The sequence below is a fragment of the Bradyrhizobium sp. genome, assembly GCF_016213215.1.
Taxonomy (GTDB): Bacteria; Pseudomonadota; Alphaproteobacteria; order Rhizobiales; family Xanthobacteraceae; genus Bradyrhizobium.
Map to the genome: position 1 here is coordinate 1 of NZ_JACRAW010000141.1, position 17046 is coordinate 17046.

The 17046-nt window shown below is 64.6% G+C and carries 16 protein-coding genes; 9 read left to right on the forward strand and 7 right to left on the reverse strand.

Annotated features, from left to right (window positions below; genetic code table 11):
• The 4 genes from HY852_RS23070 to HY852_RS23085 form a co-directional block, all read left to right on the forward strand.
• Window positions 1-673: tripartite tricarboxylate transporter permease (locus HY852_RS23070; RefSeq protein ID WP_291607205.1), on the forward strand; the 673-nt coding region annotated here is incomplete at its 5' end.
• 52 nt (window positions 674-725) lie between these two features.
• Window positions 726-1715, forward strand: a complete 990-nt coding sequence (gene meaB, locus HY852_RS23075; RefSeq protein ID WP_291607206.1) for a methylmalonyl Co-A mutase-associated GTPase MeaB — start codon at window positions 726-728, stop codon at window positions 1713-1715.
• Window positions 1712-2383, forward strand: coding sequence for a pyroglutamyl-peptidase I (locus tag HY852_RS23080; protein ID WP_291607207.1), 672 nt, complete (start codon window positions 1712-1714; stop codon window positions 2381-2383). Before meaB ends, HY852_RS23080 begins: the two co-directional genes overlap by 4 nt.
• Window positions 2384-2490: 107 nt before the next feature.
• Window positions 2491-3861: a TIGR03808 family TAT-translocated repetitive protein gene (locus HY852_RS23085; RefSeq protein WP_291607208.1), complete on the forward strand. Its 1371-nt coding sequence runs from the start codon at window positions 2491-2493 to the stop codon at window positions 3859-3861.
• Window positions 3862-3889: 28 nt separating this feature from the next.
• Here HY852_RS23085 and HY852_RS23090 read toward each other — a convergent pair whose 3' ends face one another.
• From HY852_RS23090 to HY852_RS23105, 4 genes are all read right to left on the reverse strand, one after another.
• The gene (locus tag HY852_RS23090) at window positions 3890-4618 is read right to left on the reverse strand and encodes a TIGR03809 family protein (protein ID WP_291607209.1); all 729 of its coding nucleotides are present in this window, start codon (window positions 4616-4618) and stop codon (window positions 3890-3892) included.
• Window positions 4619-5049: 431 nt separating this feature from the next.
• The gene (locus HY852_RS23095) at window positions 5050-6660 is read right to left on the reverse strand and encodes a S8 family serine peptidase (protein WP_291607210.1); all 1611 of its coding nucleotides are present in this window, start codon (window positions 6658-6660) and stop codon (window positions 5050-5052) included.
• A 100-nt stretch (window positions 6661-6760) separates the two neighbouring features.
• A complete protein-coding gene (locus HY852_RS23100; RefSeq protein ID WP_291607211.1) occupies window positions 6761-7462 on the reverse strand; it encodes a hypothetical protein in 702 nt (233 codons plus the stop codon).
• Window positions 7459-8028: a sigma-70 family RNA polymerase sigma factor gene (locus tag HY852_RS23105; RefSeq protein ID WP_291607212.1), complete on the reverse strand. Its 570-nt coding sequence runs from the start codon at window positions 8026-8028 to the stop codon at window positions 7459-7461. The genes HY852_RS23100 and HY852_RS23105 overlap by 4 nt, the downstream gene beginning before the upstream one ends.
• Window positions 8029-8451: 423 nt before the next feature.
• On the opposite strand from HY852_RS23105, the gene HY852_RS23110 reads away from it, so the two are divergent.
• Window positions 8452-9669: a GGDEF domain-containing protein gene (locus HY852_RS23110; protein ID WP_291607213.1), complete on the forward strand. Its 1218-nt coding sequence runs from the start codon at window positions 8452-8454 to the stop codon at window positions 9667-9669.
• Window positions 9666-10781 carry a DUF2336 domain-containing protein gene (locus tag HY852_RS23115; protein ID WP_291607214.1) on the forward strand — a complete coding sequence of 372 codons (1116 nt, stop codon included), beginning with the start codon at window positions 9666-9668 and terminating at the stop codon, window positions 10779-10781. Before HY852_RS23110 ends, HY852_RS23115 begins: the two co-directional genes overlap by 4 nt.
• A gap of 17 nt (window positions 10782-10798) precedes the next feature.
• Here HY852_RS23115 and HY852_RS23120 read toward each other — a convergent pair whose 3' ends face one another.
• Both HY852_RS23120 and HY852_RS23125 read right to left on the reverse strand, forming a co-directional pair.
• On the reverse strand, window positions 10799-11437 hold the full coding sequence (locus HY852_RS23120; protein WP_291607215.1) for a DUF1109 domain-containing protein: 639 nt from the start codon (window positions 11435-11437) through the stop codon (window positions 10799-10801).
• A 2-nt stretch (window positions 11438-11439) separates the two neighbouring features.
• Window positions 11440-11985 (reverse strand): sigma-70 family RNA polymerase sigma factor, encoded by a 546-nt coding sequence (locus HY852_RS23125; RefSeq protein WP_291607216.1) that lies wholly within the window; start codon window positions 11983-11985, stop codon window positions 11440-11442.
• Window positions 11986-12287: 302 nt separating this feature from the next.
• Here HY852_RS23125 and HY852_RS23130 point away from each other — a divergent pair, with 302 nt between their 5' ends.
• From HY852_RS23130 to HY852_RS23140, 3 genes are all read left to right on the forward strand, one after another.
• The gene (locus HY852_RS23130) at window positions 12288-12944 is read left to right on the forward strand and encodes a hypothetical protein (protein ID WP_367116408.1); all 657 of its coding nucleotides are present in this window, start codon (window positions 12288-12290) and stop codon (window positions 12942-12944) included.
• Between the two features lie 119 nt (window positions 12945-13063).
• Window positions 13064-13843 carry an enoyl-CoA hydratase gene (locus HY852_RS23135; protein WP_291607218.1) on the forward strand — a complete coding sequence of 260 codons (780 nt, stop codon included), beginning with the start codon at window positions 13064-13066 and terminating at the stop codon, window positions 13841-13843.
• Between the two features lie 260 nt (window positions 13844-14103).
• Window positions 14104-15531 (forward strand): TolC family outer membrane protein, encoded by a 1428-nt coding sequence (locus tag HY852_RS23140; RefSeq protein ID WP_291607219.1) that lies wholly within the window; start codon window positions 14104-14106, stop codon window positions 15529-15531.
• 74 nt (window positions 15532-15605) lie between these two features.
• Here HY852_RS23140 and HY852_RS23145 read toward each other — a convergent pair whose 3' ends face one another.
• Window positions 15606-17003: a CoA transferase gene (locus HY852_RS23145; RefSeq protein ID WP_291607220.1), complete on the reverse strand. Its 1398-nt coding sequence runs from the start codon at window positions 17001-17003 to the stop codon at window positions 15606-15608.
• Window positions 17004-17046 lie beyond the last annotated feature (43 nt).

The window sequence follows — 17046 nt, forward strand, 5'->3', positions numbered from 1 at the left end:
AAAGCGCTTCTCGAAGGAGCCCGAGAAGTTCGGCACCGGCCATGTCGAGGGCCTCGTCGAGTCCGGCGCCAGCAACAATGCGAGCATCGCCTCGGGCTGGGTGCCGTCGCTCCTGTTCGGCATTCCCGGCGACACCATCGCGGCGATCGCGATCGGCGTGCTCTACATGAAGGGGCTCAATCCCGGCCCGACGCTGTTCACCGAGAAAGCGTCGAGCATGTACGCGATCTACCTGATGTTCATCATCGCCAACATCCTGATGATTCCACTCGGCATCGCGATGATCCGTCTCGCTACCTATGTGTTGCGCGCGCCGCGTTCCACCATCATGCCGGTAATCATGCTGTGCTGCGCGGTCGGCTCGTTCGCGATCGGCAACAACATGTTCGGCGTCGTCACGGTCGCGGCCTTCGGGGTGATCGGCTATGTCATGGAGGCCAACGGCTATCCGGTGGCCGCGATGGTGCTCGGGATCGTCATGGGCACCATGGTGGAGCAGGCTTTCGTGACGTCGCTGATCAAGTCGGACGGCAGTGTTCTGCCGTTCTTCGAGCGGCCGGTTGCCGCCATCCTCGCCTCGATGGCAATCGGCGCGCTGCTGTGGCCGGTGATGGTGTGGCTGTGGCGACGGCTCAAACGCGAATCGGTGGCGCCCGCCGCCACATCCCGTTGATCCCGGTCGCGCGCCCCTCGCCTGCTTCGCCCGGCCGTTGTAAAGCAGGGGCATGATTCCGAAGAAAGCTCCCGCCGACATCAAAGGTCTGGCAGCGGGTATCCGCGCAGGCCACCGCGCGGCGCTGGCGCGCGCCATTACGCTGGTCGAAAGCCGGCGCGCGGATCACCAGGCCGCCGCGCGCGAGCTGGTGCAGCAGCTGCTGCCGGACACCGGCAAGGCGATCCGCGTCGGAATCACCGGCTCGCCGGGCGTCGGCAAGTCCACCACCGTCGACACCCTCGGCATGTATCTCATCCACAACGGCCACAAGGTCGCGGTACTGGCGGTCGATCCGTCGTCGGCCCGCAGCGGCGGCTCGATCCTGGGCGACAAGACGCGGATGGCGCGCCTGTCCGCCTCCGACCACGCCTTCATCCGCCCCTCGCCCTCCTCCGGCACGCTCGGCGGCGTGGCCGCCAAGACGCGCGAGGCAATGCTGTTATGCGAGGCCGCGGGCTTCGATGTCGTGCTGGTCGAGACCGTCGGCATCGGCCAGTCCGAGACGGCCGTGTCCGACATGACCGACTTCTTCCTCGCCCTCATGCTGCCGGGCGGCGGCGACGAACTGCAGGGCATCAAGAAAGGGCTTGTCGAGCTCGCCGACATGATCGCTATCAACAAGGCGGACGGCGACAACCTCAAGCGCGCCAACATCACCGCCGCGGACTACCGCGGCGCCCTGCACATCCTTGCGCCCCGCTCGGAGCACTGGCATCCGCCGGTCGTCACCTATTCGGCAATAACCGGCACGGGGATTGCCGAGCTGTGGCAGAAGATCCTCGATCATCGCACGGCGATGACCGCATCCGGCGAATTTGCCGCGCGGCGACGCGAGCAGCAGGTCAAATGGATGTGGTCGATGCTGGAGCAGCGGATGCTGGCGCGGCTGCGCACCGAGGCTTCCGTTCGTACTCGGGTGAAGAAGATCGAGGCACAAGTCGCCGACGGCCACCTGACGCCGGCCGTCGCCGCCGAAGAAATCCTGGAGCTGTTGCGGTGAACGAGAAGATCCGCATTCTCATCACCGGCTTTGGCCCGTTCCCCGGCGCCCCTTATAACCCGACGCAGCCGCTGGTGGGACGCCTTGCGCAGCTACGCCGCCCCGCCTTTGCCGACGTCGAATTGTCGAGCCACATCTTCCCGGTGACCTACGCGGCAGTCGATCGCCAGCTGCCGCGGCTGCTCGCAAGCTACAGGCCGCATGCGCTTCTTATGTTCGGCCTCGCCACCCGCACCCCCTATGTGCGGGTCGAGACCCGCGCGCGCAACTCTGTCACCATGCTGTGGCCCGACGCCGCCCATGCACGGGTCCGCAAGGGCGCGATTGCGCCGAACGCCGATGCCAAAAGGTTCGGCCCGCATACGGCAAGGCTGCTGCGCGCCGCGCGCCTGACCGGGATCGACGCGCGCTCCTCGCGCGATGCCGGAAGTTATCTCTGCAACTATTTGAGCTGGCGGGGGATTGAGAGGGTCAGGTGCGGCAACGGCCCGTTGCTCGCCGCCTTCATCCATGTCCCGCTGCTCGCGCGCGGCAACGCCTCACGACGCAAGGGAACGGCGCCCCGCATCACCCTGGAAGAGCTGGTCGATGCCGGCGAAGCCATGCTGCTGGAGATGGTGAAGTCCGCGCGCCTGGCGGCGCGGGAGAGCCGCGGGATAAAAATTTAACCCTACCTCCAACAATCCCTTCCTGCGCCACCCTGCATTGGGCGGCCGTACCGCATTCTTGCGTTACCGATACCGCGCGGACCGGTGTCAGCAAGAAGAACGCAGCCATGGACCTCAATCGCCGTCATCTCCTGGGAGCCTCCGCCGCCGGCATGGCGGGCGCGCTGGCGATGCCGACGGATGCCGCGCGGGCTGCGCCACTGACTTCAATGCTGGGGCGGGACGCCACGCAATATGGCGTGCGGCCGGGCAGCCCGGACGATCAGACCAAGACCTTGCAGCGCGCCATCGACGAGGCCAGCCGCGCGCAAACCCCTCTGGCGCTGCCGCCCGGGACTTACCGCACCGGCCTGCTGCGCCTTTCGCGCGGCTCGCAACTGATCGGCGTGCGCGGCGCGACCAGGCTCGTTTTCACTGGCGGCGCCTCGATGCTGCTGGGCGAAGGCGCCGACGGCGGCGGCGTGTCCGGCATCACGTTCGACGGCGCCAATATTGCGCTGCCGACCCGCCGCGGCCTCGTCCATTGCCTGGCCGGACGCGACCTCCGCATCACAGATTGCGAGATGATCAACAGCGGCGGCAGCGGCGTCTGGCTCGAGCAGGTGTCCGGCGAGATCAGCGGCAACATCTTCACCAACATCGCCCTTACCGCCGTCGTGTCCTTCGATGCACTGGGCCTCTCCGTCTCGCGCAACACCATTCGAGGCACGAACGACAACGGCATCGAGATCCTGCGCAACGCGATCGGCGACGATGGCACGCTGGTCACTGCGAACCGCATTGAGGACATCAAGGCGGGCCCCGGCGGCTCCGGACAGTATGGCAACGCCATCAACGCCTTTCGCGCCGGCAACGTCATCGTGCGGGGCAACCGCATCCGCAACTGCGATTATTCCGCGGTGCGCGGCAACTCGGCCTCGAACATCCAGATCACCGGCAACAGCGTCAGCGACGTGCGCGAGGTCGCGCTTTATTCGGAGTTCTCCTTCGAAGGCGCCGTCATCGCCAACAACACCGTCGATGGCGCGGCGCTCGGCGTCTCGGTCTGCAACTTCAACGAGGGCGGCCGTATCGCCGTGGTCCAGGGCAACATCATCCGCAACCTGTTGCCGAAGCGGCCGATCGGCACCGCGCCCGACGATGACGGCGGCATCGGCATCTATGTCGAGGCCGATACGTCGGTGACCGGCAATGTTATCGAGAATGCCCCCTCCTTCGGCATCGTCGCCGGCTGGGGCAAATATCTGCGCGATGTCGTGATCTCGGGCAACGTGATCCGCAAGGCCTTTGCCGGCATCGGCGTCTCCGTTATTCCCGGCGGCGGCACCGCGCTCGTCAATGACAACATGATCGCAGAGACGCCGCGCGGCGCCGTGGTCGGGCTCGACCATGCGCGGGTGGTGACCGCAGATCTATTGATGGAAGGCTCGCAACGCTACGCGCAGGTGATGATCGGTGCGAATGCGGTGCGGAAATAGATATACGTTGACACCTTGCTCGGTGCCGTCATCCTGTGGTGCGAGCCGTTCGGCGCAGCAGCGGATAGCGCTCCTTGGCGCCGTCCACAGCAGACCTCAACTCGGCGCCACGCTCCGGCTTTTCGGACGATGTTTCCGTAACCTGGACAATCGCCGCTTCGTTGATCGGACCGCCCGCAACGCTTGCGATCGTAACCGGGACTGAATTTTCGACATCGATGTGCACGGATTTCGGCTGAACGGTATGAACCTGTTCGCTCACCATTCTGTTGTGGGCGGCTGCGGCAGGCAGTTCAGGCGAGAGTGTGTTCGTCGCCGAATCGCCGCGTACCGCCATGTCGCGCCAGACCTCCACGACCTGCTTTGCTTCGCGGATGTTCTCCAGAAAGATGTGCTCGGAGTGATAGCGGCGCCAGCGTCCCGTCTCGAACAGCTCGGTGAGATGCGCGAGCCTCTGCTCGGCCAGCGCGCGCCCGCGCGCCACGATGTCGCGACCATAAGCCCCTTGGCGATCAGTCATGAGCCAGCTCACATGAAACGGAAAAACACAACGCTCACGAATCACTGTGGACGCAACGAAATTATTTTTGTGGAAAACTTGTGACTTGTCCAGCGATGACGCCGCGAAAATTGAGCTGACGCTGTCTTTTTCTGCTTGTTCGTCGTCAACCCACACGCAAACACCGCCACTTGCATCTGAGTCGGAAATTTGTTGCCGAGTGATTCGTCGTGCGGCTTCGACGATGCGATCGATCAAACAGCATCACATGTCGCGCTCTGACTTATCATGCACGAGCTCCATGCAAACGCTTCGCATTCCTTGAGAGTAAGCGCGCTACCTGCTTCGCGTTGAGGCGGCGCCGGACACGAACCCGCGCATCACGTTCTTGATCGGGCATGAGCTCTGCGAAAACGCTTTGCGTGTGTCGCGTGGAAGACCGATGTCCGCTTGGCGCTAACGTGGCTCTTCGGGTTCGGATCATGCTCCGAAAGCAAAAGACCCGTCCGGGGGGACAACCGGACGGGTCAAAGCCATATGGCGCTTGGGGTGGATGGGCGCTCGCGCCTGATATGACTGTTGGGGAGGAATGATCGCTCCCACATCTTTTGGTCGCGGCACACAGGCGAACGTTCAAACCGTCCTTCGCTTTTTCAACCCTCCCGGTGCGACTTCTTGTCCGCGAAGCCCTAGTGTGCGGATGCGCCAAACCCTTCTGAAAGCGTGGACTTTTCGGCCGCCATCGATGGCGAGCGCTGTTCCATGGCTCTCGTCGGAGGGGCCTCCTGCGGCGCGGGAGAATGATCACGTTTTCTTGTAGGCGCGGCGGCGATCGGCGTTGAGGCATCGGTCGGCACCGCCATCACGGCGGCGTAAGCATCGGCTGCGCCCGCGCCGAACTGATCATCGCGCCCTGGTGCGCCAAGGTCACGGGCGGTCCTGGTCAGCGCCGCGCGCAATTGCTCCGGCGTCAGGGCAAAGCTGCGCTCCAGCAGCAGCGCGGCAATGCCGCTGATGTACGCGGCCGAGAACGAGGTACCCGAGGTCATCTGATATTTTCCGTCGGGCGCCGGCAGGAAGATATCGACGCCCGGAGCGGCGATAGCGATGTAGTTGCCGCGGTTCGATGCCGCAAACAGCTTGTCCTGGGCATCGGTGGCACTGACCGCAATCACATTCGGGTTGGCCGCCGGATAAAGCGGCGGCGATTTCGCGCCGGCATTGCCGGCAGCGGCGACCAGCACAAGGCCGCGCGCGGCCGTCGCCGCGATGGCCCGCTCGATCACCGGATCCTTCGGCCCGGCGAAGCTCATGTTGACGATTTGCGCGCCATGCTCGGCGGCATAATTCAATGCCTTGAGGATCACATAGGAGTTGCTCTCCGCGCCGGCCTTGGCGACGCCGAAGGCGCGGATGGCGATGATGCGTGCCTCTGGCGCGCTTCCCATCAGACGAGCATGCGACACGATGACACCCGCGACGCCGGTGCCGTGGAGATGCGGCCCTTCGCTGCTGCCCAGCGCGTCAAACGTATCGGCGATGGAATTCGCCAGCTCGTTGTGCCTGGTGTCGACACCTGAATCGATCACCGCAATGGTGACATTGGCGCCCCGCGCGAGCTTGTGGGCCACCGGCAGGCGAAGCTTGGCGAGCGCATATTGCGCCGGATCGCCTTCGACCGGTTCGGACTTCTGATCCTGCAGCCGATAGCGGAAGTTCGGCTGCACCGCGCGCACGCTGCCGTCACCGGCAAGCTCGCGCTGCACCGCCTCGAGCGAACGTCCATCGGTGATCCGGAACAGGCCGACGGTCGAGCGGATCAGCGGAAAGTCTTGCGAGCCGATGCGCTCCAGACCATGCCGCCGCGCCAGCTCGTCGGCCTCACTGCCCGACAGCGCGGAATCGATCTCGGCGACGAGCTCGCCCGGAATGCGAAGCTTGTCCGCCTGAACCAGGGCACGCGAATTGCCGGATCCTTTCTTTCCAGACGTGCTGCCGCCGTTCGACTGGTCCAGGCACTGGCCGTCGCCGTCGCGGTTCGCCGACCCGCAGGAAGGCCTCGGGGTGTTTCGGATCGCAGGCGTTCTCGACAATGCGGCATTGCCCACCCTGCCGGCCAGGCCGGGATTAATGTGCGGTGCTGGCGACGGCGTTATGACCGGCGTCCGAATCGGGACGTTGACACTGGGGGGGCGCATGACGCTTTGCGCATGCGCAAGCCCTCCGAGCAGCGCGAGCGCAACAGTCAACGTCGCCGCCTGCGCCCCGGCTTTCCAAAAGTTCTGAAAGTTATGCCGCATGAAACCTCGCAGTTTGCGATGGCACCCGCTCGGTCAGGGCCGGCAACGATCTTGCGATTCTTGACGACGCGTCTCGCCAAGATGCGAAGGAACGCTGCGCCTACGGAGTCGCCACGGCGAGACCGACGATCCTCTCCCGCTGCAGCTTGCTCAGCAAGTCGGCAAGCTCCTGCTGCGACATCGACTTGTTGAACTGCAACTTGAACATACCGCCCTTGGCACCGTCGACGATGGAAGCCTGGTAGCTGTCGAGCAGCGAAGTGATATCAGATAGCCGCGCATCCGGCGAGAAGCGCACCAGCGCGCGCGACGGCGGCGCGGCCGCCGGGCCCAACCCCCGGGTAGCGGGCTCGCTCATCGTCAGGGACGCCGTCTGGTAGGTGCCGGTCTGGCTCTTCATCAGGACGGCGCCGATGACACCGGCCTGAAGCAACACGACCAGAGCACCGACGCTTGCCGACCAGGCCAGCGTCCGCGGCGAGAGGCTCGAGAAAAATCCCGCGATGCGCGAAGATAGCCGTTGCGAAGCCGCCAGCTGGCGTGCCGGCTCGGCATCGATTGCCGAGAACAGCTTCTCCATGGCACGTGCCGACGGCGCGCCCAGGCTTTCATTCAGATGGATGGTCTCTTCCAGTTCGGAGCGGATCGCGGCGTATTGCCTGGCGAGCTCCGGATCCCGCGCGAGCGCTTCCTCGACACGGCGGGCATCGCGCGCGTTCAGCGTGCCGGCTGCATGCCAGGGCAGCAGCAACTCAATTTCACTGGGCTCTTGCTCCAGCATCTTCTTGCTCAAAGCCATCATGGCCAGCCTCGCTCGACACCGGCTGCCTTCAGCAGTTCGGCCAATTTCTTGCGCGCATAGAACAAACGCGTCTTGACGGTGTTCTCCGGTATCCCGACGATTTCGGCCACCTCCTCCACGGACTTCTCGTGGTAGTAGACAAGATCGACGATTTCCCGATGTTCCGGCGAAAGTGCCGTCAGGCACTCCCGCAACGCTTTACTGGTATCCTTCTTCTGCACCGCCGTTTCGGGATTGTCGGACGAGTCCTCGATCGCGTTGGCGGCCTCTTCATCAAGCTCGAGGTCCTTCCGGCGCCGTAACGCAGAGAGGGCCTTGAAACGTGTTATCGCCAGCAGCCAGGTGGAAACGGCGGATCGACCTTCGAACTTCCCGGCCTGACGCCAGACATCGAGAAAGACCTCGCTGATGAGATCTTCCGCAACCTGTTCGTCACGCACGAGCCTGAGCCCGAAGCGATACACCCTGACATGGTGCCGTCCGTACAGCACATGCATGGCAAGCCGGTCGCCTTGAGCGATCCGGGCGATCAGGACTTCGTCCGTAGCCGCCTTAGTCACGCTCAATGGCCGTCTCGCAAGGTTGGTCGGATCGAAGGTGAAGCGGGTTCGATCGGAGAGATGAGATTCTTCAACCTATCCCAATGCTCGGTCCGCATACGTGATCTACCGCACACAGCGGCACTCCCGTCGCAGCCGAGCTTGCCGCCGGAAATCCAGCGAAGTAGACGGTAATATAGCACCTAATTCCCCCTGCGGCGCCCGGCACCCCGCGGAAACCTTTATCAAGCCCCGATCCATAAAACAGCCAGCCCCGTTGTCCCCCGGGGGTGTCCGGCAGCATCTGATCCGATAGCTAACCGCTGGCTAATTTCCGTTGCCGATCAAAGTCTTTTGCGACCGACACAGATCGGATTCGCCGGCAAAGGATACCAAACCTAAAGGCTTGCCACGTAGTTTTTTCACTTATGTTCCATTGATGGCGAGACCATGGACAACGCCGCGTCGCTCCTGCTGCCCTCGGCTCCAGCCAGTCAAATACCTGCTCGCGCGGAACTGTCGGAGGAGCGGCGGTCAGTCCGGCTGCGGCAGCGCCGGCAGATTCTGGCAGGCATTGCGCTCGCCTATTTCATCGATGCCCTGATCCTGTCGATCTACGCGCGGGCCGGCACGACATCGGCATGGGTCGGCCCGGCATTCGCCGCGACCGCCATCCTGTACTGGCTCATCGGCCTTGTCGTTTCGGAAACGGGCTTTTCCGACCGCTTCCGCGATCATTATCTGACCATGCCGCAGGCACTGGTGAACATGGCCATCATGTTCGCCTTCGCCTCGCTCGCACCTGAAGTCGGCGTGGTCTTCGTCACCGCATTGTTCATCGTCCTCGGTTTCGGATCGTTGCGCTTCCGGCCGCAGCAGGCTGCGGCGATGTGGTTGATCATGACTCTGGGTCTCGGCGGCCTGTTTCTGGCCGCGGACCAGCCGATTTCGATGCCGCATGGCAACACTCTCGAGCGTTTGGCCACAATGTTGGTGTTTACGTTCACGATCGGCCGCAGCATGTTCCTTGGCACATTCTCGCGAGAACTGAGACATTCGCTGTACCAGAACAGCCTGAAGCTCAAGGAAGCGTATCGAATCATCGAGGAGCTCGCACAGCTCGACGAACTGACCGGATCATTCAATCGCCGCAGCATCATGCGCCTCCTGGACGAGGAGATCGGCTGCGCCCGCGATACGGCCAGGCCCTGCTCGATCGCGCTGATCGATCTCGACTGGTTCAAGCGCGTCAATGATGCTTACGGCCACCCGACCGGCGACGAAGTGCTCCGCACCTTTGCGATCACCGCCTTCGCCAACATTCGCGACAGCGACCGCTTCGGCCGCTACGGAGGCGAGGAATTCCTGCTCGTGCTTCCCGGCAGCGCGCACGATGAGGCCAAGCGCATGCTCGAACGATTGCAGTGTATCGTTGCCGGTCTCGATTGGAGCGCCTTCTCGCCCGATCTGCGTGTGACGATCTCCGCCGGCGTCGCCACGCTGCAAAGCGGTGACGACATCGATTCAATTCTGGCGCGCGCCGATGCCGCCCTGTACGAAGCCAAGGCGCAGGGGCGCAACCGTGTAATCATCAGTGCCTATCAAACCGCCTGTTCCGGTACGGCAGAGGCGCCGGCAGCTCACAGACCGGCCGAGACGCGGCCATGAGAGCGAAATCCCCCCAGACCGAAAACCTGCTTGACGAGCTGCAGGCCACGCTCACGAACGGCAACGTTGCGCGCCGGGTCGAGACGCTGCGGCGCGTGACCGATCTGTTCATCAACGGCGCCGTCAACTACTCCGAGGAGCAGATCGGCCTGTTCGACGACGTCTTTGAATGCCTGATCGAGCACATCGAGACCTCGGCAAAGGCGCTGCTCGCCAGCCGCCTGGCCCCGGTTAATACGGCGCCGCCGCGCACTGTCCGCACCCTGGCATTCGATGACGCGATCGAAGTCGCGGGCCCGATCCTGTCGCAGTCGGAACGGCTTGACGATGAGACCCTGATCGAGGCGGCGCGTAACAAGAGCCAGGCGCATCTGCTGGCGATCTCGATGCGAAAGGCGCTGAGCGAGGCCGTGACCGACGTGCTGGTGCTTCGCGGAAATGACGAGGTGATCCACAGCACGGTCGACAATCCGGGGGCGGAATTCTCGGAACGCGGGTTTACCCGCTTGCTCGATCGGGCCGAGGGCAATGACGAACTCGCCACCTGCGTCGGCATGCGGCCGACGATGCCGCGCCATCTCTATCTGAAGCTGGTCGCCAAAGCCTCGGAAACCGTGCGCCGGCGGCTGGAGGCGGCCAATCCTGACCAGGCGAACGAGATTCGAAGCGCCGTCCACACGGCTGCCCGGCGCGCCCGCTCGGCGCCTTCGGCGATTACCAGTCAAGCCGAGATCGCCCACGCGCTCGTGAAATCGCTTTACCAAGAAGGTCGGCTCGATGAGCGTCAGGTCGTCGCCTTCGCCGAACAAGGCAAGTTCGACGAGACCAACGCAGCAATCGCAGCGCTTGCCAACGTGCCGGTGACGATCGCCGAAAACATCATGATCGAACGTCGCACCGAGGGCATGATGATCCTGGCCAAGGTCTCCGGGATGTCATGGCCGACGGTGGAAGCCATCATGGAATTGCGCCACAGGCTCTTGGGCGGCGAAGCGACCGAGCTGCAGTCCTTGAGAGAGACCTACGAAAGGCTGCGCGCCTCGACAGCCCAGCAGGTGCTGCGCTTCTATCGCATGCAGCACGCCTCGGAATCGCCGCCATCGGCCGCCTGACGCCGGCTCACGCCGCATCAATATTTCAGCACCTTTCTTCCCGCGAGCGCTCCGATGATGGTCACGACCGCCGTTGCGATCGTGTACCAGGTCGCAACGAACAGCGGCGAATCGTCGGTGCAATGGGAGGCATAGAGCGTTGCGGCCAGTCCTGCCGACAGCAGGCCCGCGATGGCTCCGGCCACCGTCGGCCGTGACGGCGCTCCATGGCGCAGCCCGGCCAGCGCGCCGGCCAGCAACGGCAACGACAGCACCGGAATAGCCGTCAGGCACACCCGCCAATTGTTGCCGACGAGCCGCGTCATCATCGGCAGCCGCTGCGGCAGCAGCATCTCACCGTGGATACCAGCGGCGAGCAGCACGACCGGAAGAGCCAAAAGCCAGACCCAGCCCCTCGGCGAGGCTTCGGGCCGCGACAGATGCAGGCTGATGGCGAGCGCCGAGATCGCGAGCGCCAGTGTCACCGCGAACTTCAGATCGAAGAAGGGATTGCGCATCGCGGTCATCACGTCGGACCGCACGCCCAACGTCAGAAAGAAGATGGCGATCGACAGCGGCGCCGCGACGACAAGGCCGAGAGCCAGCACCACGCCGACCGGCGGGGAGCGGTGGGCGTTGTCGGCCGCGAGCGTGCGAATGAGTTGATCGGTGTCCATGCTCACTTCTCCCGCAGTTTGGCGGTGAGCGCCGCAAGACCGCGGTGGAGCGCGACGCGGACGGCACCTTCGCTCATCGAGAACTTCGCGGCGGTTTCCCTGATGGAGGCCGCATCCACCGCAATGGACCCAAGCACCTCGCGCTGGCGCTGCGGCAGCTTCTCGAGATGCGCAGCGACCTCGCCGGGTGAGGCCGTTTCCGCCGGCTCTTCGCCCGGCAGCGTTTCGCTGAAATCGTCGATGTTGACGAAGACGCGTCTGCCCCGCCGGCGCAGCGCATCGATCAGCTTGTTGCGGGCAATCGCAAACAGCCACGGCGCAAACGGCGCCCCTGCATTCCAGGTGTGCCGCTTGAGATGAACCGCGAGCAAGATTTCCTGCACGATGTCCTCGGATTGATCGGCCGGCTGCCCCGCCCGCGCCAGACCCCGCCTGGCCGCAGCGCGCAGCACCGGCGTGATCGCCTTCAACAGGCGATGATAGGCCGCGTTGTCCCCTGAGATGGCCGACCGCATCAGGCCGGTCCACTCGTCTTCACCTTCGCGCACGTGCGCTCCTGCAAAGCAATTCGGCTGCCGTTCCGGTTTGTTACGTGGCCAGGGGTCGATCACGAAGTCGTGACCGGCTCTCGACCCGGCGACGACGGTCGTAACACCACGGGCTACTTTTCCAGCTTGGTGCCAGAGCATGCCGCGACCGGCAACTGCCCAGCTTTCGCCCGTTAGGCCCGAGAATTCCCTTTTTCCGCCCCGCTACCGTCACGCCCAAAGGTCTCATTGCACCACGGGACTGGCAAATTGGGGAGATTGCCACAATGAAAAGAGCCAGCGGGCGCGCATTGTTGATCCTTTTGGCGGGGCTGCTCTGCTGTTTCGGAGGCGCGTCGCTTGCGGCCACGACGAACACGGGGGCGAGCGCGCATTCGGATGAGGCGAGCAAACCTGCTGAAGTACGTAAGCACGTCAGACACAAGCGCCTTCACACGCACCGTCGATCGAGCAGGACGGCACTGAAATCTTCCGACCACAAGGCGGACATGGTCAATCAGGGCGCCAGGAAGAATGCGGCGAACGAGGTCGCGAGCGACACTGCCCCGGCTTCCAATGCGATGCCGTCTGGATTCGCAAATGCCCGTGCGGAGATTGCCTCCGCCGATACGGCGGCGGCCGCAGCTGCGAGCGCCATGACCGCCCGCGCCGCTGATAACAAGCAGGCCGCCGCGGAAGATACGCAGATCCAGCCGGTCGCTGGAATTGCCGCCGACAATCAGACCGTCTCACCCGACCAGTTGAACGAGGTGGATCGCGCGCTACATGAGGAGAGCCAGCCCGCCGCGCCCCGGACTGTCGTCGCAGCGGTGGATACGCAGCCGCGCCCGGTGCCGGTGATGGCCGCCGCTACGGCCGACAGCTCCAGCCTGGATCAGACCTCCCTGATCGGGAAGATCTTCATCGGCTTCGGCGCGCTGCTGACGCTTGCCTCCGCCGCGCGCATGTTCATGGTCTAAAGTTCCTGCCTCCGCCGCCCGGAGGCGAACGCCTCCGGGAACGGTAAATCGTCCCACTTGAAGCCCACTGCTCCAGCATGCAAATTGCCGGCCCAACAAATTACGCAGTGGGTGGAGCCATGAGCACGTTCGAACACATCATCGTCGAAAGCAAAGGCGCGGTCGGCATCATCAAGCTGAACCGCCCGAAGTTGCTCAACGCCCTCTCGTTCGGCGTTTTTCGCGAAATCGCTGCCGCGGTCGAAGATCTGGAGGCTGACGACAATATCGGCTGCCTCGTTCTGACGGGCAGTGAGAAGGCCTTTGCCGCCGGCGCCGACATCAAGGAGATGCAGCCGAAGGGCTTCATCGACATGTTCACGCAGGATTTCGCCGCGATCGGCGGCGACCGCGTCGCCAGGTGCCGGAAGCCGACAATCGCGGCGGTCGCCGGGTATGCGCTGGGCGGCGGCTGTGAACTGGCGATGATGTGCGACATCATCATCGCCGCCGATACCGCCAAGTTCGGCCAGCCGGAGATCACGCTCAGCACCATTCCGGGCATCGGCGGCACGCAGCGCCTCACGCGGGCCATCGGCAAGTCGAAGGCGATGGATCTCTGCCTCACGGGGCGGATGATGGATGCGGCGGAAGCCGAGCGTTCCGGCCTCGTCAGCCGCGTGGTACCGGCGGACAAGCTGATGGAAGAGGTGCTCGCCGCCGCCGAAAAGATTGCATCGATGTCGCGCCCCGCGACCGCGATGGCCAAGGAAGCCGTCAACCGCGCTTTCGAGACCACGCTGTCGGAAGGCATGAGTGTCGAGCGCAACCTGTTCCACTCGACCTTTGCGCTTGAAGACCGCACAGAGGGCATGGCGGCCTTCATCGAGAAGCGCAAGCCGGTGAACAAGAACCGGTAAGCTCACAAGCTGCCTTATTCCACCTTTGGCGCCGCGCCGGCTGACCTGCCGGCGCGAAGCTATTGCGCGCGAGTGGCGGCAAATCCTGCGATCACGATTGCGCGTTGTTCACGCAAATGACGCAGCTGTGATAAACTGGCAACAGCAAGACACGGGTTTTCTGGGGTTTTTCCCCGCGGCGGTTTGCCTGTGGCCCCTCCTCCCACTAAACAGTTAAAGGGTGTCGACGGCGTCGGCAGGGGGCGGACAGTTAGGGTTGCATGGCTGGGCGGGCCGCTGGAGTTGTTATCGGAAACAGGCGTGGCCGCCCCTCAGGCGGCGCGGGTGCGATCATCTGCGTCCTTACCGTCGCCGTTTTTTCAACCGCCGCAGCACGGGCCGAAACGCTGCCCGAAGCCCTGGCCAAAGCCTATCAGACCAATCCCCAGCTCAATGCCGAGCGGGCGCGGCAACGGGCCACCGACGAGAACGTGCCCCAGGCGCTTTCTGGCTACCGGCCGCAGATCGTGGCGAGCCTCTCGGCCGGCCTGCAGGCGGTGCGCAACCTGCTTCCCGACAACACCGTGCAATCGGCCACCCTCAAGCCCTGGGTGATCGGGGTGACGGTCACGCAGAGCCTGTTCAACGGTTTCAAGACCGCCAACAGCGTGCGGGTTGCGGAACTCCAGATCCAGTCTGGCCGCGAGGCGCTGCGCAATGTCGGCCAGGGCGTACTGCTCGACGCGGTCACCGCCTACACCAATGTGCTGGCGAACCAGTCGCTGGTCGAAGCGCAACGCTCCAACGTCGCCTTCCTGCGCGAGACGCTCAGCGTCACCCAACGCCGCCTCAACGCCGGTGACGTGACGCCGACCGACACCGCGCAGGCCGAGGCGCGACTCAACCGCGGCCTTGCAGACCTCAATGCCGCCGAAGTCGCCCTCGCCGTGAGCCAGGCGACCTACGCCCAAGTCGTCGGCGAGGCGCCGGGGCAACTCAGGCCAGCCGAGCCGGTCGAGCGTTACCTGCCGCGCAGCCGCGAGGACGCGATCTCCATGTCGATCAGGGAGAACCCGGCGGTCATGGCGGCGAGTTTCGATGTCGACGTTGCGTCGACGACCATCCGTGTCGCCGAAAGCAGCCTGCTGCCGAGCGTCACTCTGCAGGGAAGCGTCAGCCGCAGCCGCGACAACGATCAGACCCTTGGCACGTTCGGCACCGACCAGGCCTCCATCCTCGGCAACGTCAACGCTCCGATCTATGACGGCGGCATGGCGGCGTCGCAGACGCGACAAGCGAAGGAAGTTGCCGCGCAAAGCCGGCTCGTGCTCGACCAGGTGCGCAATCAGGCGCGAACTGCGGCGACCAGCGCCTGGGTAACGAACGAAGGTGCCAAAACCGCGGTCAGGGCCTCCGAATCCGAGGTGCGCGCGGCAACCGTCGCCCTGCAGGGCGTGCAGCGGGAAGCACAGGGCGGGCAGCGCACCACGGTTGACGTCCTGAATTCGCAGGCCGATCTGATCCAGGCCAAGGCGCGCCTGATCGGCGCGCAGCGCGATCGCGTCATCGCCTCCTACACGTTGCTGAGCGCGGTCGGCCGGCTCGACGTCAAGACGCTGGCGCTGAACACGCCGGACTATCTGCCCGAGGTGCACTACCACCAGGTCCGCGATGCCTGGCACGGCCTGCGCACGCCGTCGGGTCAGTAGAGGACCCTCTCCCATCCGTACTGGTCGGCACTCGTGCTAAGCTCGAGATGTAGGCAGGCACATATCCAAAATCGTCACGAGCGCTCCGGCCATTCGGGCGGGTGGCTGCCGAGCGGCATTGCCGGTCGCGCCCAGAAGGCCGGCGTTTTCGACAGCGCCGCCGAATGGCTGACGGCTCTGAGGGTGCCGAAGCCGGACGGCATCTCGACAAGGAAGGGGCGCACAGCGTCGCCTTTCAGGTCTTCGGTTTTCAGACCGTCGGCGATGCGGCCAAGATTCCACAGCCAGCGTCCGGTCTGCGCCAGCGACACGCGCACGTGCCAGCTTCCGCCTTCGCGCGACTGGCGCGCCCTGGCCATTATGGCTCCGAACGCCATCAGGTAGCCGGTCGCGTGGTCGAGCATCTGTGCCGGCAACTCCTTCGGTCCGTCAATGCCGGCGGCCTGCCCCTCGGCGTGGTTGAAGCCGCTCGCGGTCTGCACAAGGGAGTCGAAGCCGCGGCGCTCCGACCACGGCCCGGCATGCCCATACGCCGACAGCGTCACATAGACGATGCCGGGGCTGATCCGGGCGGCGTCCTCCGGCGAGAAGCCGAGCGCGGCGAGCGCGCGCGGACGATAGCCTTGCGAGAAGATGTCCGCTTGTGCGAGCAGGTCGCGCAACCTCTTGCGCCCGTCTTCGTTCTTCAATTCGATGAACGTCGTGAGCTTGCCGCGCCCGGTGTCAATGGTAAGCCAGGGGATGGCCGGAAGCGAGGGGCCTGAGACGAGCAGCACGTCGGCACCGTGGCCTGCGAGCGTGCGGCCCGCGACGGGGCCCGCAATCACGCGCGACAGATCGAGCACGCGGATGCCGGCAAGCGGACGATCGCCTTTCGGCCACGGTCGTGCCGGCGCCTCCCCGATCTTTTCGATCGAGAGCAGCGGCAGCGCCGCGATCGCGCGCGCCTGCGGCATGTCGGACCATTCCTCATGCGAGCGCATGACAGCGACCACGCCGCCGGCTTCATAGGCCGCGGTCTCGAAGGCCTCGCCCTGCCATCGCATCAAGGCGGCCTGCACCTCCTCGCGCTCGGCCTTGCAGGCAAGCACCCTGCAGACCGCGTCCCGATGATGCGGAAAATTGGTGTGCAGGCGGACGAAGCGGCCATCGCCGGTTTTGTAGACGCCGGCGATCGCATCCCAAGCGGGCGGCGGCGGCTTGTCGTCGAGCCGCAGATAGCGTTCGGAGCGGCATTCGACGACCGCATGCGTCATGTCGACCGCGACGTCCTGCTCCTGTCCGTTGCGCAATCGCGAGATCTCGGCGGCGGCAAGTCCGGCTGCTGCGATGCTGACCTGCGCCGCGGCCGACACGCGAAACGAGGACGGCAGTTGCGGCTCTTCGCCCGTCAGGCGGACGCGAGCGAGCGCCGATGCCTCGCCGCCTGCAGCAAGCCAGATGTCCTTGAGAATGGCGCCGGAACTTTGCATGGCCGTAGTGCTCCCCTTAACGTCGAGGCTCTGGCTCTTATCA

What these genes read in the sequence shown, in the direction of transcription:
- HY852_RS23120 (WP_291607215.1), bottom strand. Translation starts at nt 11,437, where the DNA reads ATGGACACCGATCAACTCATTCGCACGCTCGCGGCCGACAACGCCCAC.
- HY852_RS23100 (WP_291607211.1), bottom strand. Translation starts at nt 7,462, where the DNA reads ATGATGGCTTTGAGCAAGAAGATGCTGGAGCAAGAGCCCAGTGAAATT.
- HY852_RS23140 (WP_291607219.1), top strand. Translation starts at nt 14,104, where the DNA reads ATGGCTGGGCGGGCCGCTGGAGTTGTTATCGGAAACAGGCGTGGCCGC.
- HY852_RS23110 (WP_291607213.1), top strand. Translation starts at nt 8,452, where the DNA reads ATGGACAACGCCGCGTCGCTCCTGCTGCCCTCGGCTCCAGCCAGTCAA.
- HY852_RS23095 (WP_291607210.1), bottom strand. Translation starts at nt 6,660, where the DNA reads ATGCGGCATAACTTTCAGAACTTTTGGAAAGCCGGGGCGCAGGCGGCG.
- HY852_RS23085 (WP_291607208.1), top strand. Translation starts at nt 2,491, where the DNA reads ATGGACCTCAATCGCCGTCATCTCCTGGGAGCCTCCGCCGCCGGCATG.
- HY852_RS23145 (WP_291607220.1), bottom strand. Translation starts at nt 17,003, where the DNA reads ATGCAAAGTTCCGGCGCCATTCTCAAGGACATCTGGCTTGCTGCAGGC.
- HY852_RS23115 (WP_291607214.1), top strand. Translation starts at nt 9,666, where the DNA reads ATGAGAGCGAAATCCCCCCAGACCGAAAACCTGCTTGACGAGCTGCAG.
- HY852_RS23135 (WP_291607218.1), top strand. Translation starts at nt 13,064, where the DNA reads ATGAGCACGTTCGAACACATCATCGTCGAAAGCAAAGGCGCGGTCGGC.
- meaB (WP_291607206.1), top strand. Translation starts at nt 726, where the DNA reads ATGATTCCGAAGAAAGCTCCCGCCGACATCAAAGGTCTGGCAGCGGGT.